Below are 22,225 nucleotides of genomic sequence, written 5' to 3' on the forward strand. Positions count from 1 at the left end.
GACCAAGAGGGCCCTGTTTTCATGACCACACTGCTTGGCTGCATCGCCGATGATTTCACCGGTGCGACGGATCTTGCCGGTCTGCTGGCCCGCAGCGGCGTGCGCGTGTCCTTGCGTATCGGCGTGCCGAAAGGGCCGCCAGAGGAAACCGCTGCTTTCGAGGTGATTGCGCTCAAGTGCCGAACAGCACCTGTTGCGGAGGCTGTTGCCGACTGCCGTGCGGCATTGGCGTGGCTGAGAGAGGCCGGAGCGCAGCGGTTTTTCTGGAAGTACTGCTCTACTTTCGACAGTACCGAAAAGGGCAACATCGGCCCGGTTGCCGAGGCGCTGATGACCGATCTGGGTGCGCAGCAGACGATCTATTGCCCTGCCTTTCCCGAAAACGGGCGTTCCATCTTCATGGGCAACCTCTTCGTTGGGCAGCAGCCTCTGGCCGAAAGCCCGATGAAGGATCACCCGCTGACACCGATGACGGACAGCAACCTGATGCGCCTGCTCGCGCCGCAGGTTACCGGGTCGACCGGGCTTGTGGACCGGCTGACCGTGGCGCGGGGGGCGGCGGAGATTGGTGTGGCACTGGCCCGATTGGCGGATGATGGGGTCGCGCATGTGGTCGTCGATGCGGTGGCCGATGCCGATCTGCAGGAGATCGCAACAGCCTGTCGGGATATGCCGCTGCTGACCGGCGGCAGTGCGCTCGCGATGCCTCTGCCGTCACTCTATGCGCAGGATGGCAAACTGGACGTTGACGGCGCCAAGGCTGCACCACCGCAGATCGAACCGGGGGCAATTGTCCTGTCGGGCAGCTGTTCGGCCATGACGCGCGCGCAGGTGGCGGACTATGCCAAGGACGCGCCAAGTTACCGACTCGATCCTCTAGTTCTGGCCCGCGACGGGGCCGGGGCGGCACTTGACTGGTTGGCGACACAATCTCCGGACGCCGCTCCGATCATCTATGCCACAGCAGAACCGGAGGACGTGCGCGCCGCGCAGGCGGAGCTGGGCACCGCGCAAGCCGGGGAGGTGGTCGAGGCTGCCCTGGCCAAACTCGCCATCGCAGCGCGGGATCGCGGGACGCGCCGTTTTGTCGTCGCTGGCGGCGAGACATCTGGCGCTGTGACACAGGCGCTTGGTGTCACCCGTCTCGACATTGGCGCAGAAATCGCGCCCGGCGTGCCGTGGACATTCTGCGAGAGCGGCGGTCACCAGATCGCGCTGGCTCTGAAGTCAGGTAATTTCGGGTCCGAGGGCTTTTTCGGCACCGCACTGGCAAAACTGGGGGATTAAAGAGTGGCGGATACGGCCCTGCGTGAACAGATGTGCCTGCTGGCGAAGTCCCTGTTTGACCGGGGCCTGACCGGCGGCAGCACCGGCAATATCTCTGCGCGGACCGAGGAGGGCGGCCTGCTGGTGAGCCCCACCGGGACGAGCTTTGGCCGCCTCGACCCGGCACGGCTCAGCCACTTTGACGCGCAAGGCAATCTGGTCTCCGGCGACGCGCCGACCAAGGAAATGCCGCTGCACGCCGCCTTCTACGACACGCGGAGCACCGCAGGGGCGGTCGTGCATCTGCATTCCTGCCATTCGGTCGCCTGGTCGATGATGCCGGGGGTGGACCCGGATAATTTTCTGCCGCCGACGACCCCCTATGCGATCATGAAACTGGGCAAGGTGAAACTGCTGCCGTTTTTCCGCCCGGGCGATCCGGCGATGGGGGCGGCGGTGCGCGGTCTTGCGGGTAAAAGAACCGCTGTGATGCTGGCCAATCATGGTCCGGTGGTGGCGGGCAAAGACGTGGAGGCGGCCTGCAATGCCATCGAAGAGCTGGAAGACACCGCGCGCCTGGCCATGATGATGCGCGGCTATGATGCCAATATGCTGAGCCCCGGACAGGTTGCCGATCTGGTCACGCATTTCGATGTGGAGTGGGACACATGACCCGGTTTTCCGCCAACCTCGGGTTCTTGTGGAATGATCGGCCCCTGCCGGACGCCATTCGCGCGGCGAAATCCGCCGGTTTTGATGCGGTGGAGTGCCATTGGCCCTATGACATCCCCGCCGCTGAGGTTGCCGCGGCCCTGTCGGAAACGGGCCTGGGCATGTTGGGGCTCAACACGCGGCGGGGGGATGTCGCCGCGGGCGAAAACGGTCTCTCGGCGCTGGTCGGGCGCGAGAACGAGGCCCGCGAGGCGATTGATGAGGCGTTGGACTACGCGCGCCAGACAGGAACGGGCAAGGTGCATGTGATGGCCGGATTTGCGCAGGGAGAGGCGGCCCATGCCTGTTTCATCTCAGCCCTGCGATATGCCTGCGACAAGGCCGCGCCCTTGGGCATCAGCATTTTGATTGAACCGTTAAACCATTACGATGCGCCGGGGTATTTTCTGAGCACAACCACGCAGGCGCAGCAGATCATTGCGGAAGTGGACCGGCCAAATCTGAACCTGATGTTCGACTGCTACCACGTGCAGCTGATGGAGGGCGATCTGAGCCACCGGCTGGAAAAGCTGATGCCGCTGATTGGTCACATCCAGTTTGCCAGCGTGCCCGACCGGGGGCCGCCCGACAGCGGCGAAATCAACTATGCCCATATCTTTGACGTGGTGGCCCGGCTGGGATTCGACGCCCCGCTGGGGGCCGAATATAAATCCACACAGAAAACGGATGAGACATTGGGATGGATGACTGAACTTCGCGCCTAGTCACCACCTACAGTCCGAACTGTCCGGCGTGTTGTTCGAACACATTCGTGAAACGATCAATCGCAAGTGGTAGCTTTTGGTAAGGCGGATAGAAAGCCGTGAGCCAGATCTCAGGCGCGCGCCAATCCTCCAGTACCGTTTGAAGTGTGCCAGCCTCAAGCATGTCGGCCACGATAAACCGGGGCAGTAGAACGATCCCGCCGCCCGCCGCAGCCATCTGCGCGAGCAAATCACCATTGTTGCAGGCAAACGCGGGCGTGAGCCGTACAGGGCGCATCGTCTCCTCCGCATTGTGCGCCAGATGCCAGGTGTCGCCCTCGGATTGATTGGTGTAGCTCAGGCAGCGGTGGTTTGGCAGATCAGCAGGCGTGGCGAGCGGGGGCGCCTGTTTCAGATAGCCTGATGCTGCCACCAGACAGCGCGGCACCGGGCAGATTTTACGCCAGATCGTTGATTTATCTGCGGGCGCTGCAGAAATCCGCAATGCCATATCGTAGCCATCCTTGATGATGTCCACAAAGCTGTCGGTCAGGTTGATCCTGAGGTCGATACCCGGGTGTAATTCCGCAAATTCGGTCAGGGGGGCCTGCAGAAAGCGGGTGCCGAAGGACAAGGGGCAGCTGACCTGCAATGTGCCGCTCAACGCCTTCTGCTGCGCGCGCGCACCATCATCGGCAGCCGTGAGGGCAGAGATCAGGGGGTGCACTTTCTCAAAGTAAACGGCGCCTGCCTGGGTCAGCGATACTTTCCGCGTGGTGCGGACGAAGAGCTGGACACCAAGGGTCTGCTCAAGGTCTGCAACATGGCGGGTGACAGCGGACGACGAGCTGCCCTGCGCGCGCGCCGCAGCGGTAAAGCTGCCTGCGCTTGCCACCTCCATAAAAGTCTTGATCCGTTCTAGGTGCCCGGTCATTTACTATTGTCCCATATTTCGGGATAATCATTTCCACAATAATACTCTTATCGCAACAGTGGGGCGGAACTATCTTTTGTTGCAACCGGCGCCCCTTGCGGGAGCCCCTACCGTTGCAAAGGAACATGCCATGCTTACTCAGATCAAAGGCCTGCATCACATGACGTCGCTCGCCAGAGATGCGGTCGAAAACAACAGCTTTTTCACGCAGGTCCTCGGCCTGCGGCGGGTCAAGAAAACGGTGAACTTCGACGCGCCGGATGTCTACCACCTCTACTACGGGGACGAAGTCGGCACGCCCGGGTCGGTGATGACCTATTTTCCCTTTCCCAACATGGTGAAAGGCAACCGGGGCACGGGCGAGATCGGGGAGACTGTGTTCTCCGTACCCACAGGATCGCTGCCGTTTTGGCAGGATCGTCTGGCTGCGCGGAACGTACAGGGTCTGGCACGCGAAGATCACTTTGGTGAAGCGCGTCTGCGCTTTAACAATCCCGACGGTGAAGGTTTTGCATTGGCGGAGGTTGACGATGACACGCGACCGGCCTGGACCGGCCATGGCGTGAGCGCGGATCACGCCATTCGTGGCTTTCACTCTGCCGGGATGCGCCTGCGCGATGATGGCCAGATGGCCGAGCTTCTGACCTTCATGGGCTATCAGAAGGTGGACAGGCAGGGGAATGTCACGCGCTACGCCGTCTCGGGCCGTACCGGCGCCAATACCATCGATCTGGTCAATCTGCCGGAGGTTGCACCCGCGCGTGAAGGGGCGGGTTCCGTGCACCACATCGCTTTTTCCGTGGACAACCGGGCGGCCCAGCTTGAGGTGCGCAAGGCACTGCTCGACACGGGCTATGCCGTCACCCCGGTGATCGATCGCGATTACTTCTGGGCGATTTACTTTCGCACGCCCGGTGGCGTTCTTTTCGAGGTCGCTACTAATGAGCCCGGGTTCGATCGCGACGAGGATACCGCCCATCTGGGAGAAGCCCTGAAGCTGCCCACCCAGCACGAGCATTTGCGTGAGGCGCTGGAAAAGAAGCTGCAGCCGATCCCGGCCTGATCCCGACCATCGGGAGGCCGCCGCAACCTGTCCCGTTGCGGCGGTTCCTTACGCGTAAGGACGTGGAAATGCCGCCTCCCGCCGGAATGTGGTTGCAAGCCAAGCCGCTGCGCGAAACAGTTGCCCCTAGGATTCGATAATAGATTGTGCGTTTTCCGCCCTGGGCGTGATGCGCCCAGGTTGCATGGGGGTTTTATGAAAAAAATCTATGATACGGCGTCCTCGGCGCTGGATGGGGTGTTGCAGGACGGCATGCTGATTGCCGCCGGTGGCTTCGGGCTTTGCGGTATCCCAGAGTTGCTTTTGCAGGCGATCAAGGACGCGGGCACCAAGGATCTGACCTTTGCCTCCAACAATGCCGGTGTGGATGATTTTGGCATCGGCATCTTGCTGCAGACCCGGCAGGTCAAGAAGATGATCAGCTCTTACGTCGGCGAAAATGCCGAATTCATGCGTCAGTATCTCAGCGGAGAGCTGGAGTTGGAGTTCAACCCGCAAGGAACCCTCGCCGAACGCATGCGTGCAGGCGGCTGCGGCATTCCGGGGTTCTACACAAAGACCGGTGTCGGCACGGTGATCGCCGAGGGCAAGGAGCACAAGGATTTCGACGGGGAGACCTACATCCTGGAACGCGGTATTTTCGCGGATCTGTCCATCGTGAAAGCCTGGAAAGCGGATGAGACAGGCAATCTGGTCTTCCGCAAGACCGCGCGCAATTTCAACCCACCGGCGGCGATGTGCGGCAAGGTCTGCGTCGCCGAAGTGGAGGAGATCGTACCGCTGGGTTCGCTCGACCCCGACAGCATCCATTTGCCGGGCATCTACGTGCATCGCCTCATCCAGGGCACCCATGAGAAACGTATCGAACAGCGCACCGTGCGCAAGAAGGAGACCGCCTAATGCCGTGGGATCGCAATCAGATGGCCGCGCGGGCGGCGGAAGAGCTCGAAGATGGCATGTATGTCAACCTCGGCATCGGCATCCCGACGCTGGTGGCCAATTACGTGGGCGACAAGGATATTACCCTGCAGTCGGAAAACGGCATGCTGGGCATGGGGCCCTTCCCGCTTGAGGGCGAGGAAGATGCCGACCTGATCAACGCGGGCAAGCAGACGATCACCGAGTTGCGCCGCACGTCGTATTTCGACAGCGCACAAAGCTTCGGCATGATCCGCGGTGGCAAGATCGCGGCGGCCATTCTGGGGGCCATGGAGGTGGCTGAGAATGGTGACCTCGCGAACTGGATGATCCCGGGCAAGCTGGTCAAGGGCATGGGCGGCGCGATGGATCTGGTCGCGGGCGTGGGCCGGGTGATCGTGGTCATGGATCACACCAACAAGCACGGCGACAGCAAGCTTCTGACGGAATGTACGCTGCCCCTGACAGGTCAGGGCGTGGTTGACCGGATCATCACCAACCTCGGTGTGCTGGACGTGGTCGACGGCGGTTTGAAGATTGTCGAGACGGCCGAGGGCGTGACCGAAGCGGAGCTGCGCGACGCAACAGAAGCCACGATTGTCTGATCACCGACGCGCTGCGGGAACTGCAGGCCTTTAAGTGGTGGCAGGTGTCGCGCGGCAGCGAATAGGTCATTGTAAATGACACCCTAAGTAGGCCCTCAGCACAGAGCGCTGGGGGCTTTTTTGTCGGCGAATGGGGCGAAGTCAGGGCGGCGCTTATCAACCTCGCCTTGAATCGGGGCGGATGATGGGTCGGGTGACCATCTGAAAGCAAATGGTTTTTCCGTCTGGCGGGCAGGTCGTGCAGGTGATTTCATGGATCGCGCCCAACCTTGCGTCCATCGCATAGGGTTTCGAGTGGGCCACGTCGTCCCGGTGAAGGGCGGCTATCTCATCGCCTTCATGCAATGTCCCGTCAGGATGTTGGATTTGGGGCGCCACGCCGCCGAACTTTAGGTGCTACGACAGGTTTCGCCACGATCAAGTTTTTAACGCCAATACGATTAGATTTTTATGTGATAACGCGACCTTAAGCGCAAACGCCTATCGTTTCCCGAGGTTGTCAGAAGAGATGTGATGCGCCGGAATGGAAACGCAACGGATGTTTCTTTAATCGGACCGCTGGTGGATGCGCTGGCGGTACCGGCATTCTTTGTGGACTGTGACTACCGGATTGTTGCCGCAAATGACCTCTGCAGGACGCTGTTGGCGGGGCGGAACGGGGAGGCGCTCTCTGGTCAGGGCCTTCCTGCGCTTATCCATTCAGATCGCGCGCAGGCTGTTTGCAGACATCTGGACTTGGCGCGGTCGGGTAAGGCTGCGTTGGATGTGGTGGCCCTGCCCGTCGATGTATCCGACGTCCTTCATTTCTTTTCCGCGACCCTGCTCAGGTTTCACGAAAATGAGCCCGGCGGGTTCCTGTGTCAGAGCGCTGATGTGCTGTCGCATGCCGAAGACGGTCAGATTGCGGAAGCTGCGCCCGACACGCCGGTGCAGCGCCATTGGCGTTTTGCCGTTGAAGGCGGAAAGATCCTGCAAGATCAACCGAGTGGACGGGGAATGCCCGCAGTTTCAGGCGAGTATCTGCATGATTATCTGCAAAGTGTTACGGCTGATACCCGGGACCGGCTAAAGTGGGCTCTCGCGGCATTGATCTCCACCGTGACAGAGGAGATTTGCCTGACATATCAAGCGACGGTTGGGCATAAATATGATGTCTCCATCCTGGCAAAGGGGTGCGTGACCCGCCGGGACGCCGAAGGTTTCCCTACCGAAATCAGCCTGGTGGAAACAGACATTTCGGATGTTTCCCGATGCGACGGCAGCGATACCTCGCTCGCCGAGAGCGAACTGCGTTGGAAAACAGCAGTGCTCAGCGCGAAACAGGGCGTTTGGGATCACGATTTCGAGCAGAACAGGCATTTCCTCTCCAAGACCTGGCGCGAATTGCGGGGATTGAATGACGATGACCAGGTGCCGGAAACGACCGAAGACTGGTTGAAAACCATTCATCCGCAGGATCTTGATCACATCAAGGCGGAACTTGAACGTCTCGACAGCGGGGAGACAGATGACATCAACTACAAGTTTCGTCAGCGTCATTCCAATGGGCAATGGGTCTGGTTTCTGAGCCGGGGACGTATTGTCAGACGGGACGCCGAGGGATTGCCGGCACGTATCATCGGCACGGATATCGATATCACCGACATCAAGACGGTTGAGATCGAAAGCCAGAGAATGGCGGAGCGTCTTGGGGTCGCGATGGAAGCGGCAGGCATGGCGCGCTGGGAATTCACCGTCAACTCTGATCAGGCCTTCTGGGACGACCGGCTGCTGGAGATGTTCGGCATCAAGGATGGCCAGAACCTGCGGACGGGCGCGGATTGGAGCACCTTTATCCATCCCGACGACAGAGAGGCCACCGTCGCCTATACCGAGGACTGCCTGCAAAAAGAGCAAGACGTCGCCTGCGACTATCGGCTTGTCGCCAGAGACGGGACCCTCCGCCACATCCGGACACGCGGGAAGTTCGTGAACGACAGTGAAACAGGCCCGCGCTACTACGGGGTGAATTTCGATATCACGCAGGACCAGCAGCGCGCGCAGGAACTGGAGGACGCCCGGGCCCGGTTGGAGCATGAAAGCCGCCACGATGCGCTGACCGGATTGGCAAACCGCAGGCGTCTTGACGATGTCTATACGGAATACATGCGCAACATGGCCGCCACGGATGTGCGTCTTGCCGTCCTGCATTTCGACATCGACCATTTCAAGCAGATCAACGACACGCTGGGCCACGATGCGGGGGATGCGACGCTGAAACACGCCGCTGATATTCTGCGCAGGAATGCGCCGGAAGGGGCGCTTGTCTCACGGGTCGGGGGCGACGAATTCGTTGCCCTTCTCTTTGATGCGCCGGAGGATGTCGTGCTCGAAGAGATCGCGGAGCGGATTATCGATGATATGTCGCGCCCCTACTTCTACGGTGCGCAGGAATGCAACATCGGGACGAGCATTGGGATCGCGACCGTCGATGGGCAGGTGACCCCGGAGTGCAATCTGTTCATTGACGCGGATCTGGCACTCTACGAGGCGAAAAAGGCCGGTCGCGGACGATATCGCTTTTACAACAGGGCGATGAAGGAGGAGGCACGGCGTCGCAAGAACTCGTTTGACGCTCTGCTCGCAGGGTTCGACCAGGGTGAAATCACCTGCCACTACCAGCCGCAGTTCGACACCAACACGCTGGAACTGACCGGCCTGGAGGCGTTGGTGAGATGGGAGAGCGCCAAGTTTGGTCTGATCATGCCGGAAGAGTTTCTACAGACAGCGGAAGACATGGGGCTACTTGCACAGTTTGACGAGTTGGTCCTGCGGCGTGCGCTATATGATATGAAGCAGTGGCAGGGCGCGGGTTTGGCGGTGCCGCCCATATCCGTGAATGTTTCGGCCAACCGCCTGAATGACCCCAGCCTCGGGGATCGGCTGCGCGAGTTGGAGCTGCCGCGGGGCATGCTGTCCTTTGAACTGCTGGAATCGGCGTTTCTGGACGCCCGGAATGACGTGGTTGACAGAAACCTGAAAAAGATCAGCGAGATGGGGATCGACATCGAAATCGACGACTTCGGCAGTGGTCACGCCTCGATCGCCAGCCTGCTGCAGGTCGCTCCGCGGCGCCTGAAAATCGACCGGACACTGATACAGCCAATTGTCGACTCCCGACGCCAGCGGGAGTTGGTCAAGACAATTATTGGCATTGGTCGCATGCTGGATATCCGCGTTGTTGCCGAAGGCGTGGAGACTGCGGCGCATGTCCCGATCCTGAAGAACATGGGATGCTGTTACCTACAGGGATATGGATTGGCCCGGCCAATGGACGCGGACGCGGTTCGTGATTTCCTGGCTGAAATCGGCGAAACGCAGGGCAGACTGCGGTTGGCGTGAACCCACACTGCGCCTTTGGGAAAAGGGCAGACCCGTCCTCAGTCGTCAGAAGTCAAGCCGCTTCCGTCAGAGCGATCATCACGATCCAAATCGCTTTCCGGCTTGATACCTCTCCAGATAGGTCAGCAAATCCGGCAGGCTGAGCGGCTGGGAAAAGTAGTAACCTTGCAGTTTACCGGCACCGAGCTCGCTCAGAATGCGTGCCTGTTCCTCTGTCTCGACCCCTTCCGCAATCACACCGATGTCCAGTGCATTGCCGATCTCAATGATTGATTGCACCAGACGTGTCGCGTTGTTTCCCCGCGCCATGGGGCTGACCAGGCGGCGATCGATTTTCAAGCGATCCGGGGCGATCCGTTGCAGGGCCACGATGGAGGCTCGCCCGCTGCCGAAATCATCCACCTCCAACGCGATGCCCATGTCCCGCAACTGGTCAAGCTGCATCAGGAAGGCATCGCTTTCCTCCTCAAGGAAAATCGTCTCCAGCAATTCAAAGGCAATCTCGCCCGAATATGTATTGGCCAGCCGTCCAATTTCGGCAATCTCTTCAAATTGGATGCGATTGGCACTGACGTTGAAGGATAGGTTGGGCAGCCGTTCCATCCCGTGAAACGCATCCTCGCATTCCCTGATCGCTTTTTCGAAAATCATCTGGTCGATATCCGCCACGACGTTCAAATCCGTCGCGACCGGCAGAAATTTGTCAGGCGCCAGCACACCCTCTTTGGGGTGGTGCCATCGTGCAAGGGCCTCGACACCCACAATGCGGCCCGACTGCGCATCTACTTGTGGCTGATAGTGTGGCACGAATTCGCGTTCTTCCAGCGCGCGCATGATGTCATCCGCCAGTTTTTTGGTCCGGCGCATCTCCTCGATATCTGACCGGTCGAATATCGCAAGCTGTCCGCGCCCGGCGCGTTTGGCCTTGTAAAGGGCCACATCGGAATTCGTCAGCAGGTCCTTTTCGTCGGCCAAAGGTGTCCGCGCGATCCCGATGGACGCGCCAAAACGACACTCGCGACCTTCGAACACCGTCGGCTTGACCAGATCGACGAGGAGCGCCTCGGCCAGGCGCTCCGGACGGTCACTGTCCTCGGGAACACTGAGCAGGATCACAAATTCATCGCCGCCAATCCGCGCAACCACATCTGCCTCCCGGACATTGCCGCGAATGCGGTTGGCCACGTCGATCAACACGTGATCCCCGGCTGCGTGACCAATCGTGTCGTTGATCTGCTTGAACCGATCCAGATCGATGTGAAGTGCAGCAAGTTCGCCGCCGGATGTGCGCCGCAACCGCGACAATTCACTGAATTTTTCGGATAGGTAGCGCCGATTTCCCAACCCGGTCAGCTGGTCATGCAACGCCTTGAAGGTGATCTGTTGGTTGGCTTCTTCCAACTGGTGGGCATAGTTTTCCAACGCGCGGCGCTGGCGTACCGTTTCGGTCATGTTCAGCCGCAGCACCAGGGTCTCGCCGTTTTCCGAACGCGAGCGGACGATGCGGTAGTGCTTGTCCCCTGAGAACTCGAAATCTTCCGCTTCGACATGCACGGTCTCGGAGGTGATATATTCATCCACCCATTCGCTTTCCCGTCCCTTGGCCGCAGGGACATGGCCGTTTCGCGCGGCTACATTCAAGACCTCTGCAACGTTCATGCCAACGTAGATGTCGTCGGGGTCGGTCGTCAGGGATGCGGTAAACGCGGGGTTCCAGATCAGCAGATTGAGGTCCTTGTCGTAGATGGAAAAAGGGTCGGGAAAAGCGTTGATGGCGGAGATCAAGCGATCCTGGGATTCTTCGAGAGCCCGCCGCTGTCGCACCAGCTCAGTGGTGTCGAGACGCACGACCACCAGATCGCCATTGCGAGATTTCGAGCGCAGCAGCCGGTGGTGCATGTCCCCGGCGATTTCAATATCTTCGACCGGGATCAGATTTTCGGCCGCCTTCAGCGTCTCCTGCAACCAAGCCTCCTCCCGCCCGGTGGCATCGATAAAACGACTATTTCGCAAGCCGATGCGCATCGCTTCTTCGAGGCACATGCCTTCGTGCATCTCTTGCGGCGTATCGGTCAGCGCAGCGGCATAGCTTTCATTCCAGGCGACCAGTTTCAAGTCTGAATCGTAGATGCAGAACGGGGCGGGATAAGCGCTGATCGCGGCCAGAAAACGCTCCTTCAGGGCTTCAGCATCGCGCCGTTGCCGGACCAGTTCGGTCGTGTTCATCTGGATGACCACAAAATCGCCATTGGGCGCCTGGCTGCGCAAGACCCGGTGATGCACGTCGCCGGGCAATTCCACATCCGTATGCGGTGACGCCTGCGCCAAGGATCCGGTGTGTCCTGTCAGTTTCGCGGACTTGTTTTCGTCTTGCGGCCGGAAACGCCCATTCCGGGCACCCAGCGCCTGTACCTCCGACGCGGTCATGCCGACCTGCAAGTCATCCGGTGTGCCGGTGATCGAAGTTGTGAAGGCGTCGTTCCACATCACCAGACGTTCTTCGGCATCATAGATGGCAAAGGGATCAGGATAGGCGTTCAAGGCCGCAATAGTACGCTCGTGCACCTCCGTGGACTGGCGGCGCTGGCGGACAAGCTCGGAGATGTCCATCCGGATAATCACCCAGTCACCGTTTTCTGCCACGCTGCGTAGAATACGGTGGTGCACGTCGCCCGCCAGCTCGATGTCCTCCGCCGTGCGCTGGAGTTTGGCAGGTTCTCTGAGCTTGTCGAAATATGCGTCGCGGTCTTGCGGTGGTACGTCGATCAACCCGCAATCAAAGGCGGTATGCATGACATCGCGAATATGCATGCCCGGCGTGATCGCTTCGGGGTCGGTGGACATCGATTTGCGATAGGCCGTGTTGCTGATCACCAGCCGCATGTCCTTGTCGTAAATCACGAACGGGTCGGGATAGGCGTTCATCGCCGAGAGCAGGCGGGTTTGCGTGGCCAGGAGCTCACGGTACATGCCATCCTGCTTGGCCAGCAGGGCGTCGCGATCCTTCAGTGCCTGTGCAGCGGCATCTTCGCGGGCCTTCAGGTCGGAGATGTCGCGAAATGTCGCGCAGCTGTACCGCCCACCACCTTCCGGATCATCAAAGGCGAAAAAGGAAATGCTGGCCCAGAACTTGCTGCCGTCGGCCCGCATGCAAGTGGTTTCGGCACGGAACTGCTGTTCTCCGGCCTCGAACTTTGGCGCGACTTCGGCTACGTAGTCGTCCCAGGTGTCGGGATCATGCACGATGTCCACTGGACCACCGAGGATGTCCTCGGGGTTGTGGCCAAAGAGCTTGGTGTAGGACGGGTTGATATAGACAAGCCGTGCGGTGTCATCCGAGGGGCCGCGATAGCCAATCCCGACCGCGTCCTGGGTCAGCGATAGAAAGTCCTTCAGAACATCTGACAGCTGCATGCGCCGGCCTTTGTGCAAATGACGCAAAACATACAGTTGATAGGTTACCCGAAGCGTAATCCTAGATTTTTAACTATTCGGGTTTCGCGCTGAAAACGGTGTAAATTGGTGTTTTCGAGGTCTTGCAGCGGTGATTTGCTGCCAAAAGCCCGCTGATACATAAAACTCAATGCATTTTCAGTCTTTCCCGAGCGCAGAGGATATCTTGGGCGTGGCTCTGGACGGATTGCGGGGCGGACCAGTCGTCGGCCGCTGGATGCCCGGAGAACAGACTATCGCCGTCTTGCCTCAGTTCCCTTTCCGCGTTCAACCTGGCGGGGCGCTACTTTGCAACCTTGTCAGTTCGTTCAAGGCCGGGCCGGTCGCATTGCCATTTGGCGTCGTGACCGAAGAGCGGTTCCTTCAGACCGATCTTGCACTGTTTGAACGCTGGCCCGGCGACGTCAGCCATCAGAGCGTCGGGTGCGTTGATCCTTTGCCGTGAAGCGGTGTACGCCCAGACCGATTGGTTTGCGTCGGTTGCCGGGCAGGGTGGGGTCCGGGCCCCAGATTGCCTGGTAGGTGTCGACAGCCATGCCGCGCGATTGCAGGACCAGGGACGCGCCGCCCAAACCTGCCCACCAACCCGCCAGCGACAGCCACATCCAGTTCGGCGCATTCGCCTGCCAGAGACCCGACAGAATGGTCGCGATGGAGAGCAGGAGCGCCAGATATCCGGCCCCCTTGTGTACATATTCAAATGCCAGCCGCCGGGGCGTCATGTCATAGTGGTCGCCATGCAGGCTGCCGTCCGGCGCGGGCTCTGTCGGGCCGCCCTTGCTGCCCCTGAGCACCCCTCCGGTCAGCTGAACCACTGCCAGCGCCAGCACGCTCCATCCCAGAAACTGATGCGGGCCGGGGATCGTCGTCAGAGGTGGCGCGCTGCGAATGAACCAGAGCCCGACCACCATCAGCACACAGGCCGAATACTGACAGATACGATGGGTATTCCACCAGAAATGATGGTCCAGCGTTTCAGGCCAGTTCTGGCCGGGCGCAATCTTGAAGTAGCGGGCGATGAATATCCCCAGCGGGACAAGAACACCCCAGGAGACAACCATGAAACGGGCGTGCCAACTCAGATGCAAGCCCACATCATGCAGGCGGCTGGGATCCATCGGGGCGGCAAGCCAGTCCAGCATCAGCCCTTGACCGCGCCCGCAGTCATGCCGGTGATGATCTGGCGCGACGCCACGAAGGTAAAGATGATCGGCGGAATGGCCAGCAACATGCCTGTGGCCATGATTACGCCCCAGTCGATGTCGAACTCGGTGATGGAATTCACGATTGTCACGGGCACGGTGCGTGAGTTGCGGTCGGCCAGCGCATTGGCCAGCAGGAATTCGTTCCACGCCACCCTGAAGGTGAAGATCGCCGCCGCCGCCAGCCCCGGCTTGATCAGCGGCAGGACGACGAGAAAGAAAACCTGGAAGGGCCCCGCGCCGTCCATGCGTGCGGCCTCTTCCAGCTGGATCGGCACCTGCACGATGAAACTCTGCAGGATCCAGATGACGAAGGGGAGGTTCATCGCCACGTAAACCAGAATGATGCCCGCGCGCGTCCCGTCGATCTGGAACTGGAAGGTCCAGATGCCAAAGACGGGCACCAGCAGCACGGCGGGCGGCACCATGCGCATCGCGAGCGTCGAGAGTGACACCGTATCGCGCCCCATGAAACGGAACCGCACCAGCGCGTAGGCGGCCATACAGCCGATCACGAGCGTCAGCACGGTGGAGACAAGCGCGATGATCAGCGAGTTCATCAGCGCGCGCCCGAACGTCTTGTCGCAATAGTCGATATGCGGCGCCTCGTACCACAGGAAATCACAAAGTGCGGTCTCGTAGTTTCGGATGGTCGGCATGAAGAGCAGCGAAGAGCTGTCCGACATGATGTCCACGTTCAGCTTCAGCGAAGTGGTCAGCATCATAACGATGGGCCCCACGGCCATCACCACCAGCGCCACCAAAAGCGCGTAAAAGGCCGGGTTCTGCTTGTCGTAGATTTTCTCGGCCATCAGAGGTCCTCCTCTGCCGCCTTGCGCAGCCGCGCGGCACGGGCTTCGACCGCCTTGTTGTAGGCAAACATCGCGAAGGTCAGGATCACCAGCAGGATCAGCAGGTAGTTCGACATGGCCGCCGCCTCGCCAAGTTCTCGGAATTCCGACGCCGTGCGCGAGATGCGCAGCGACAGGATTTCCGTCGACAGCCCCGGCCCGCCGTTGGTGAGCACGAGGATCACCTCCAGCACCTTGAAGGCATCGATGAGACGCAAGAGCAGCGTCACAATCAGCACCGGCATCATCAGCGGCAGTTTGATATAGACGATCTGCTGCCAGCCGGTGGCCCCGTCAATCCGCGCGGCCTCCATGGCGGATTGGGGCAGCGATTGCAGCGCCGCCAGCGACAGGATGAAGATGAACGGCGTCCACTGCCAGACATCCGCGATCACCACCGAGGCGAAGGCCCAGCTGCCGTCACTCAGCCAGGGGACCGGCTCAAACCCTAGTGATTTCAGCGTTCTGTTAAATATGCCAACCGACGGGTGATACATGTACCGCCACATGAGGCCGACCACGATCGGCGCAATCATCATCGGCAGAATGAACAGCGTCCGCAGCACAGACATGCCGCGGATGTTGCGGTCGAGCAGCAGCGCGAGACCGACACCCAGCACCATCTCCAGCGTGACCACCACGGCGGCGAACTTCAGCGTAACAAAGAAACTCTCGCGAAAGGCCGCGTCGCTCAGCAGGCCGATGTAATTCTTCAGCCCGACAAACTCCGCCTCGCCGATCCGCTGGCTGGGGTTCCAGTCGAGGAAACTGGCGTAGATCATGTAGCCAATGGGGTAGAGCAGGGCCACCGCCATCACCAGCGCTGCTGGCGCCAGGAAGAGATAGGGCGTAAGCCGATTTGCGTTGGCGGTCTGCATGGGGTGCGGGTCCGTGCTACGATGCGTTGAAGGTGGGGTCCCGACGCTAAAACGGCGCGCCGGGGCCTTGGAGGTAGGTTCGGTCTGGGCGAGGACAGGGTTGCACCGTCATCGCCTAGAGTGGTGAGGGGGTGGGGCCGCAGGTTTTCCGATGGAAAACCCGCTTTTCCCCACTCGGTCAGCGGCGCTGACCGTTATTGCCAGGTGTAGTATCCGGCCTCGTCCATGATCGCGCGGGCGCGTTCCGCGACACCGTTCAGCGCCTCTTGCGGGTCGAGGCCCTCGGTCAGCACCTGGCTCATGGTGGTGCCGATGTCGGCGTTGATCTTGCCCCATGTGGGGATGATCGGACGCCAGTCGGGGTCGGCATGCTTCAACGCTTCACCAAAGGTGGCGGAGTAGGGGTACTTCTCGTTCAACTCCGCATTCTCATAGGTGGAGAAGCGCGAGGGGTTGCCGCCCGCCATGGCCACCATCAGATCACCCTTCTTGGAGGTCAGCCACTGCATCAGCAGGAAGGCCGCTTCCTTGTTCTGGGCATTCTTGGGGATGGCGATGCCGAAGCCGCCGGTCTGACTGCCACGACGCACACCTTCGGGGTGCAACGCATAGCCAACGTTACCGGCCACCGTGGATTTGGTCGGATCTTCAAACCCAGCCGCAAAGGCGATGCTGTCCATGAACATGGCCGCTTGGCCTTGCTGGAACGCAGCCGCAGCCTCTGCCGGACCGAAGGTCTGCGACCCTTCGGGTCCGCAATCCACGATGGTTTTCAATGCGTTGGCCGCAGCGACACCGGCCTCATTGTTGATGATCGGCTCCCAGTTGTCGTCAAAGACACGACCGCCCAATGGCGCGAGATGCAAAAGGAACGCGTGACTGGCCTGGTGGCCGGATGCTGCGCGCGACGCCATGCCGCCCATACCCGGCTCAACCTCGGGGATCTTGCAGGCCGCGTCGAGCAGTTGGTCATAGGTTTCCGGCACCGCAATGCCATGCTTTTCGAAGATATCCTTGCGATAAGCCAGAACGGAGGTCTCAGAGCCAAAGGGAATGCCAAAGGCCGAACCCAACTGACCCGGCAGATAGCCCTTCTGACCACCCGCCACGCCGATGTTTTCCACGTAGCCTGAAATCAGGTCCGCCTGATCATAGTTCGGATCGGCTAGCGCGGGATTCATGAAATACTTCGCCAGATTTTCCAGCTGATCGGCATAGACGTAGTCGGCCTTGGAAAAGACCACATAGGCGATCATGTCATAGTCGCCTTCGGATTTGGTCAATTCCAGCGTCTGGCGCTCGCGCATTTTCAGGTATTGCAGCTGGTCGACTTCGACCTCGATGCCGGTCTCTTCGGTGAAGGCGGGCAGCACCTTCATCATCGCGTTGTAATGCGGGTGCGCTGGCACGTTGATCACCAGCGTGGTCCCAGCGTAGGGCTCGTACGGCCCGCCGTGACCCGCGGCAAAGACAGCGCTCGCCAGTGTCGCGGAAACGGCTGTCCCCGTCAGGATTGTCTTGAGTGATAGCATTCGTCAGTCCTCCCTGATGCTATTTCTGATGTGTCAGAGCCGAAGCCCGGACGTTTTGTCGAAAATCATGATCTCGTCGGTCAGAACCCCAAAGGTCTGTTGAGTGCCGGAGCGGACAGGCGAGGCGCTCTGCGTCTCGACCAGGATTTCCGCACCGCCGCAGCGGGTGACCAGAACCGATTGTGCGCCGAGGTATTCGGACACGACCACCTTCAGCTCAATGGGGGCGCCTTGTGTCAGATCGGTGGTGAAACTGGACGGGCGCAGTCCGACCGTCACGGCGCGATCCTTGGCCACTGCCAGACGCTGGCCCGCGTCGGCGGTTAGAGGCAAGGCAAACCCATCCCCGCGCACCCAAAGCGTGCCTTTTTCATCAACAAGATCGCCGTCCACAAAATTCATCGTCGGCGCGCCAATGAAGCCCGCGACGAATTTATTGACCGGCGCCTTGAAGAGTTCCTCCGGCGTGCCCTGTTGCTGGATGAACCCGTCGCTCATCACGACGATCCGGTCGCCCAGCGTCATCGCCTCGACCTGATCGTGGGTCACATAGACCATGTTCTTGTCGATAGTGTCGCGCATCTCGGCAAGCTCCGCGCGCATCTTGCCGCGCAACTTGGCGTCGAGATTGGACAGCGGTTCGTCGAAGAGAAACGTGCCCGCGTCCCGCACCAGCGCCCGGCCCATAGCGACCCTTTGACGCTGCCCGCCCGACAACTCCGCCGGTTTGCGGTCCAGCAAATGTGCGATGTTCAGCATCTCTGCCACGCGCTGCACCTTGGTCTCAATTTCGGATTTCGACACCCGGGCGAGACGCAAGGCAAAGGACATGTTCTTGGCGATGTTCATATGCGGATAGAGCGCATAATCCTGAAACACCATCGCAAGGTCGCGCTCTTTCGGATCCAGCCTGCTGATCGGTGTGTCATCAAAAAAGATCTCGCCACCGGACAGCGTCTCCAGCCCCGCGAGCATCCGCAAGGTCGTGGACTTGCCGCAGCCCGACGGACCAACCAGAACCGTGAACTCCCCATCGTCAAGATGCAGGTCGAAGGGAGGCAGAACCTCCACCGCGCCATAGCTCTTTGACACCTGATCAAAAACGATACGTGGCACTTGCCCCCCTGACGCGCCGACTTCCTTAGAAAAGCCTCCCAGCTTTGGGCTCCAGAGTGCCGAAAGGGGTTCCAATAACGAAGCGAAAAAGCCAAAATGAACGTTAGCGTTAACGTTAACCAGTGTTTAATGTGCTGAAAATATTGATGAAAAATCAAATCTGGAAGAAACGGTTCCATGACCAAAAAGCGTCAACCAGCCAAGATTGAGGATGTCGCAGCCCGCGCGAACGTCAGCATCATGAGCGTTTCGCGCGCCATTCGCGGGGTCGACGGGGTGTCTGAAAAGAAGCGCAGGGAGATCCTCAGGATTGCCCGCGAGATGAAATACGTGCCCAACAGCAATGCCCGTTCCCTCGCCGTCGCGAACTCCAACCTGATTGGCATTTCGCTGCCGACCTTCGCGGGCGAGGTCTTTGCCGACATCCTCAACGGGATGCGACGGACGTTTGATTCAGCGGGCTATTCCAGCGTGATCGACACCACGGAATACAGCCCCGAGGCGGAGCTGAGCTGGGTCCGCCGCTTGCTGTCCTGGCAGCCTGCAGGCATCATCCTGACCGGCCTCGATCACCAGCCGGAGACGGTGGACTTGCTCAGGGCCTCGCCCATTCCGGTTCTGGAGATATGGGATCACACGGACACCCCAATCGATATCTGTGTCGGGATCGATCACTACAGGGCGGGCCAGATGATCGGGGATCACGCAGTGTCTTTTGGGTATCGTCGTCCGGCTTTTGTCAGCACCCCGCGCGGGCACGACACGCGCGCCGATAATCGCCTTGCAGGGCTCCGGGACGTGTTTGCGCGCGAAAGAGGGACCGAGGTGCTCTCTGCCCGCCCGCAGTCTGGCAATTCATTCGCCACGGGGTTTGACGGCACCGCCGAATTGCTGGACGCGGGCGCGCCCGACATCATCTGCTATCTCAATGACCACATGGCTTTTGGCGGGTTGATGTGTTGCCAGATGCGTGGGCTGTCCGTGCCCCAAGACCTCGGTATCGTTGGTTTCAATCAACTGGATCTGGCAAGTGTACTGCCGAGGAAACTGACAACCGTTCGGACGCTGCGGCGCCTGATGGGGATCACCGGCGCCACCCAGCTTCTGGCGCGGATCAACGGGGTGCCGACGGAAAAGAGCAAACCCCTGCCGTTGGAACTGATCCCGGGTGAAACCACGCGGGCGCAGATCTGACAAAGACCGCACGAGAACGTCTTCCTGAGTGCTACCGGCTCAATCGGCGCAGCAACCGGCGGCGTGCCTCCACAGCTTCGGGCAAAATCACCGCGCTGTCGGCGGCAAACCGCCCCGTATAGGCGCCGCTGAACCGAACCCGCGCCTCGGCGTACTGCTTCAGATCAAGGGTCCGTTCGAAACTGTGGCCGAGGCCGGAAATCCGGTAGCCCGGTGCCGTGTCGGTGGGTTCGAGGTATCCTTCGATGGACAGGCGGGCCAAAGGCCCGGCAGCGCCGACAAAACGTTGTGTGCTCAGCGCGTCGACCCGGAAGCGTCCGGTGTCCGCGTCATAGCGACCGGTGGCGCTTGCGAAGGAGCCTTGTGCCAGAGCGCCAACACCTCGGCCCCGCACGGAAACTGTACCAAGGCGTATGTCTCCTGCGCTGCGCTTGACGTCGCCCGAGATCAGATCCAGATCGGAACGCGCCGCGGTGAGACGGCTCGCCATCACGCGCGCGCTCTGCCACAGGCCGGAGACAGCAACACGATCGCCAAGGACAAATCCGCGATCACGGCTGCCGGTCACAACCTCGACACCATTGATCGTCAGCTTGCGCCCGTCTTCAGATGCGGCACTGATCCGTCCGACCAGCGGATGTGTCACATGCACCCGGCGTGCGATCAAGGCGTCGGAAGCGCCGGTCGCCTCGATCGTCAGGCTGTCACCGATCTGCACATCCTCTTCACGCAGACCGCCGAAGCCATCGCTGAACCCTGTTGTCGCGTCCGTCTGCACGCGGTTGCCGCCGACAATCAGGCTGCCGAAATCGGTCAGCACGCCGACGATCCCGGTGCCGCCGATCCCGCCTTCGACCTCGCGCTCCGCCGGTTGCGACCAGACGGTGCCCGGCAGCATCAGGCCGGACAGACCTGCGGCCAAGGCTGCACGGCGGGAGAGTTTACCGGTCGTCATCTGAGGTCTTTCCTTTTGTCTCGGCGTCTTCATCTTCCTTGTAGAAAAACACGCCAAATCTGAATCGGTGGGTGGCAGAGGCCTCTGTCTTGTCTTTTGCCTGTTTGCCCGCAGCCAGCGCATTGATTTGCCGCAAGGCATCCAGCGAAAGACGCCGCGCCTCGCTTTCAACGTCCTCTACGGATGCCGCGTTGAGGTGGTTGTAGAACACCGCGCGTTCCAGATGTTGCGGGTCATCGGACAGCAGGTTTTCAACCGCCGCCTGCATATGATCCCCCAGGTTATGCGCGAAAAAATGCAGTTTCTGATCGGTGTCTGCAGAGCCGACCAGACCCTCTGACATCAGGCTGACCTGATCCTCGTCGATGCCTGTGATGCCTTGACGTGTCAATTCATCCAGCACCGTACGGGGCCGTATGTCTCTGCTGATGAACTGCACCAGCGTTTCGAAATTCGGGCCGTCCTGACTAAAACGGGGCAGGACGCGGGGCTGGCCGTTATCAAGATAGACAGGGTCCGACATCCAGCGTCCCACCACGGTCAGCAGGATGGAAACCTTGCGCTGTGTCTCGCCATCCTCTTCCTGATCGCGGGTGCGAAACTCCTTGACGTCGCGCCGGTGTACCCCGGTCAACACCGTGATCCGGCTGTCTGTTGCCGCCGCGCCCAGATCATCGGAAGCGACCTCCACGTAGGTCTGTTTCACGATCCGGTAGAGTGCCGGAGCAGACACGCCCTGCGCAATCAGCGCGCGCACCAGTGGTCTGAGAAGACGTCTCAGCGCCCGCTCGAACAGGCGGGATTGAGAGATGGGGTCGCGCGCAGTCATGGCGGCAACATGGGTGCAAGTGTGAAAAATTTCCACAAAAATCTTGCCAATTCCGGTGTTCGGTACAGATATGTCGCATGCGTTGTGTGTAAAATGCACACGAATATAGAGGAGGACCCACTTGATGACGTTTTCGAAACTGCTGAAGGCATCTGCTCTGGCCGCGACCGTGGCCCTTGCGGGATGCGCCGGAACAACCACGCCCCCCAATCCCGATATTGTCGAGGTCGCGCAGTCAGCGGGCTCCTTCGACACCCTGGTCGCCGCAGTGAGCGCCGCCGATCTGGTGGACACGCTGAAGAGCGATGGCCCCTTCACAGTGTTTGCGCCAACCGATGAGGCCTTTGCCGCCTTGCCCGCAGGCACCGTTGAGACATTGCTAAAGCCGGAGAACAAAGACCAGCTGACCGCGATCCTGACCTACCACGTGCTGCCCGGCAAAGTGATGGCGGCGGATGTGGCGGGCAAGCGCCTCAGCCCCACGACGGTGAACGGCAAGGCCCTGAAGGTTGACGGGCGCAATGGCGTGAAAGTCGACAATGCAACGGTGGTCAGCGCGGATATCGCGGCCTCGAACGGCGTCATTCACGTGATCGACAAAGTGCTTTTGCCCTGATCCAAGACAGAGAGGAC

At 60.2% G+C, this 22,225-nt stretch carries 18 protein-coding genes; 9 read left to right on the forward strand and 9 right to left on the reverse strand.

The features are described 5' to 3' along the window. The first annotated feature begins 21 nt into the window (after positions 1-21). From otnK to ISX84_RS00705, 3 genes are read left to right on the forward strand one after another with little or no spacing between them, the layout of a single operon-like run. A complete protein-coding gene (otnK, locus tag ISX84_RS00695; RefSeq protein ID WP_195818402.1) occupies positions 22-1,287 on the forward strand; it encodes a 3-oxo-tetronate kinase in 1,266 nt (421 codons plus the stop codon). Between the two features lie 3 nt (positions 1,288-1,290). Next, a complete protein-coding gene (gene otnC / locus ISX84_RS00700; protein ID WP_195818403.1) occupies positions 1,291-1,938 on the forward strand; it encodes a 3-oxo-tetronate 4-phosphate decarboxylase in 648 nt (215 codons plus the stop codon). After that, positions 1,935-2,702 carry a hydroxypyruvate isomerase family protein gene (locus tag ISX84_RS00705; RefSeq protein WP_195818404.1) on the forward strand — a complete coding sequence of 256 codons (768 nt, stop codon included), beginning with the start codon at positions 1,935-1,937 and terminating at the stop codon, positions 2,700-2,702. Before otnC ends, ISX84_RS00705 begins: the two co-directional genes overlap by 4 nt. A 7-nt stretch (positions 2,703-2,709) precedes the next feature. On the opposite strand, the gene ISX84_RS00710 is transcribed toward ISX84_RS00705, so the two are convergent. Next, on the reverse strand, positions 2,710-3,615 hold the full coding sequence (locus ISX84_RS00710; protein ID WP_195818405.1) for a LysR family transcriptional regulator: 906 nt from the start codon (positions 3,613-3,615) through the stop codon (positions 2,710-2,712). A 130-nt stretch (positions 3,616-3,745) separates the two neighbouring features. On the opposite strand from ISX84_RS00710, the gene ISX84_RS00715 reads away from it, so the two are divergent. The 4 genes from ISX84_RS00715 to ISX84_RS00730 all read left to right on the forward strand — a co-directional run bounded on the left by ISX84_RS00715 (position 3,746) and on the right by ISX84_RS00730 (position 9,582). After that, positions 3,746-4,678: a VOC family protein gene (locus ISX84_RS00715; protein ID WP_195818406.1), complete on the forward strand. Its 933-nt coding sequence runs from the start codon at positions 3,746-3,748 to the stop codon at positions 4,676-4,678. A 195-nt stretch (positions 4,679-4,873) separates the two neighbouring features. Then, a complete protein-coding gene (locus tag ISX84_RS00720; RefSeq protein ID WP_195818407.1) occupies positions 4,874-5,578 on the forward strand; it encodes a CoA transferase subunit A in 705 nt (234 codons plus the stop codon). After that, complete coding sequence (locus ISX84_RS00725; protein WP_195818408.1) at positions 5,578-6,201, forward strand: 3-oxoacid CoA-transferase subunit B; 624 nt, start codon at positions 5,578-5,580, stop codon at positions 6,199-6,201. The genes ISX84_RS00720 and ISX84_RS00725 overlap by 1 nt, the downstream gene beginning before the upstream one ends. Before the next feature lie 513 nt (positions 6,202-6,714). Then, positions 6,715-9,582, forward strand: a complete 2,868-nt coding sequence (locus tag ISX84_RS00730; protein ID WP_195818409.1) for an EAL domain-containing protein — start codon at positions 6,715-6,717, stop codon at positions 9,580-9,582. A gap of 78 nt (positions 9,583-9,660) precedes the next feature. On the opposite strand, the gene ISX84_RS00735 is transcribed toward ISX84_RS00730, so the two are convergent. From ISX84_RS00735 to ISX84_RS00760, 6 genes are all read right to left on the reverse strand, one after another. Next, entirely contained in the window at positions 9,661-12,996 is a 3,336-nt protein-coding gene (locus tag ISX84_RS00735; RefSeq protein ID WP_195818410.1) for an EAL domain-containing protein, read from the reverse strand. Positions 12,997-13,439: 443 nt separating this feature from the next. Further along, the gene (locus ISX84_RS00740; RefSeq protein WP_195818411.1) at positions 13,440-14,177 is read right to left on the reverse strand and encodes a cytochrome b561 domain-containing protein; all 738 of its coding nucleotides are present in this window, start codon (positions 14,175-14,177) and stop codon (positions 13,440-13,442) included. Continuing rightward, positions 14,177-15,049, reverse strand: a complete 873-nt coding sequence (locus ISX84_RS00745; protein ID WP_195818412.1) for a carbohydrate ABC transporter permease — start codon at positions 15,047-15,049, stop codon at positions 14,177-14,179. Before ISX84_RS00745 ends, ISX84_RS00740 begins: the two co-directional genes overlap by 1 nt. After that, positions 15,049-15,966 (reverse strand): carbohydrate ABC transporter permease, encoded by a 918-nt coding sequence (locus ISX84_RS00750; protein WP_195818413.1) that lies wholly within the window; start codon positions 15,964-15,966, stop codon positions 15,049-15,051. Before ISX84_RS00750 ends, ISX84_RS00745 begins: the two co-directional genes overlap by 1 nt. A 194-nt stretch (positions 15,967-16,160) precedes the next feature. Beyond that, positions 16,161-17,498 (reverse strand): extracellular solute-binding protein, encoded by a 1,338-nt coding sequence (locus tag ISX84_RS00755; protein ID WP_195818414.1) that lies wholly within the window; start codon positions 17,496-17,498, stop codon positions 16,161-16,163. Positions 17,499-17,531: 33 nt separating this feature from the next. Next, positions 17,532-18,614, reverse strand: a complete 1,083-nt coding sequence (locus ISX84_RS00760; protein WP_195818415.1) for an ABC transporter ATP-binding protein — start codon at positions 18,612-18,614, stop codon at positions 17,532-17,534. Between the two features lie 177 nt (positions 18,615-18,791). Here ISX84_RS00760 and ISX84_RS00765 point away from each other — a divergent pair, with 177 nt between their 5' ends. Next, positions 18,792-19,808, forward strand: coding sequence for a LacI family DNA-binding transcriptional regulator (locus ISX84_RS00765; protein WP_195818416.1), 1,017 nt, complete (start codon positions 18,792-18,794; stop codon positions 19,806-19,808). Between the two features lie 31 nt (positions 19,809-19,839). Here ISX84_RS00765 and ISX84_RS00770 read toward each other — a convergent pair whose 3' ends face one another. Beyond that, positions 19,840-20,763 (reverse strand): DUF5666 domain-containing protein, encoded by a 924-nt coding sequence (locus ISX84_RS00770; RefSeq protein ID WP_195818417.1) that lies wholly within the window; start codon positions 20,761-20,763, stop codon positions 19,840-19,842. Then, positions 20,750-21,592, reverse strand: coding sequence for a DUF6502 family protein (locus ISX84_RS00775; RefSeq protein WP_195818418.1), 843 nt, complete (start codon positions 21,590-21,592; stop codon positions 20,750-20,752). The genes ISX84_RS00770 and ISX84_RS00775 overlap by 14 nt, the downstream gene beginning before the upstream one ends. Positions 21,593-21,716: 124 nt before the next feature. Between ISX84_RS00775 and ISX84_RS00780 the strand changes: the two genes are divergently transcribed. After that, positions 21,717-22,208, forward strand: a complete 492-nt coding sequence (locus ISX84_RS00780; protein ID WP_195818419.1) for a fasciclin domain-containing protein — start codon at positions 21,717-21,719, stop codon at positions 22,206-22,208. Positions 22,209-22,225: the final 17 nt, after the last annotated feature.

This window comes from Roseobacter sp. MH60115, assembly GCF_015644665.1.
GTDB lineage: Bacteria > Pseudomonadota > Alphaproteobacteria > Rhodobacterales > Rhodobacteraceae > Roseobacter.

Coding starts and splice junctions, on each gene's coding strand:
- ISX84_RS00730 (WP_195818409.1), top strand. CDS start 6,715: ATGCGCCGGAATGGAAACGCAACGGATGTTTCTTTAATCGGACCGCTG.
- ISX84_RS00745 (WP_195818412.1), bottom strand. CDS start 15,049: ATGGCCGAGAAAATCTACGACAAGCAGAACCCGGCCTTTTACGCGCTT.
- ISX84_RS00715 (WP_195818406.1), top strand. CDS start 3,746: ATGCTTACTCAGATCAAAGGCCTGCATCACATGACGTCGCTCGCCAGA.
- ISX84_RS00780 (WP_195818419.1), top strand. CDS start 21,717: ATGACGTTTTCGAAACTGCTGAAGGCATCTGCTCTGGCCGCGACCGTG.
- ISX84_RS00720 (WP_195818407.1), top strand. CDS start 4,874: ATGAAAAAAATCTATGATACGGCGTCCTCGGCGCTGGATGGGGTGTTG.
- ISX84_RS00735 (WP_195818410.1), bottom strand. CDS start 12,996: ATGCAGCTGTCAGATGTTCTGAAGGACTTTCTATCGCTGACCCAGGAC.
- ISX84_RS00775 (WP_195818418.1), bottom strand. CDS start 21,592: ATGACTGCGCGCGACCCCATCTCTCAATCCCGCCTGTTCGAGCGGGCG.
- otnK (WP_195818402.1), top strand. CDS start 22: ATGACCACACTGCTTGGCTGCATCGCCGATGATTTCACCGGTGCGACG.
- ISX84_RS00765 (WP_195818416.1), top strand. CDS start 18,792: ATGACCAAAAAGCGTCAACCAGCCAAGATTGAGGATGTCGCAGCCCGC.
- ISX84_RS00750 (WP_195818413.1), bottom strand. CDS start 15,966: ATGCAGACCGCCAACGCAAATCGGCTTACGCCCTATCTCTTCCTGGCG.
- ISX84_RS00725 (WP_195818408.1), top strand. CDS start 5,578: ATGCCGTGGGATCGCAATCAGATGGCCGCGCGGGCGGCGGAAGAGCTC.
- ISX84_RS00770 (WP_195818417.1), bottom strand. CDS start 20,763: ATGACGACCGGTAAACTCTCCCGCCGTGCAGCCTTGGCCGCAGGTCTG.
- ISX84_RS00740 (WP_195818411.1), bottom strand. CDS start 14,177: ATGCTGGACTGGCTTGCCGCCCCGATGGATCCCAGCCGCCTGCATGAT.
- ISX84_RS00755 (WP_195818414.1), bottom strand. CDS start 17,498: ATGCTATCACTCAAGACAATCCTGACGGGGACAGCCGTTTCCGCGACA.
- ISX84_RS00705 (WP_195818404.1), top strand. CDS start 1,935: ATGACCCGGTTTTCCGCCAACCTCGGGTTCTTGTGGAATGATCGGCCC.
- ISX84_RS00710 (WP_195818405.1), bottom strand. CDS start 3,615: ATGACCGGGCACCTAGAACGGATCAAGACTTTTATGGAGGTGGCAAGC.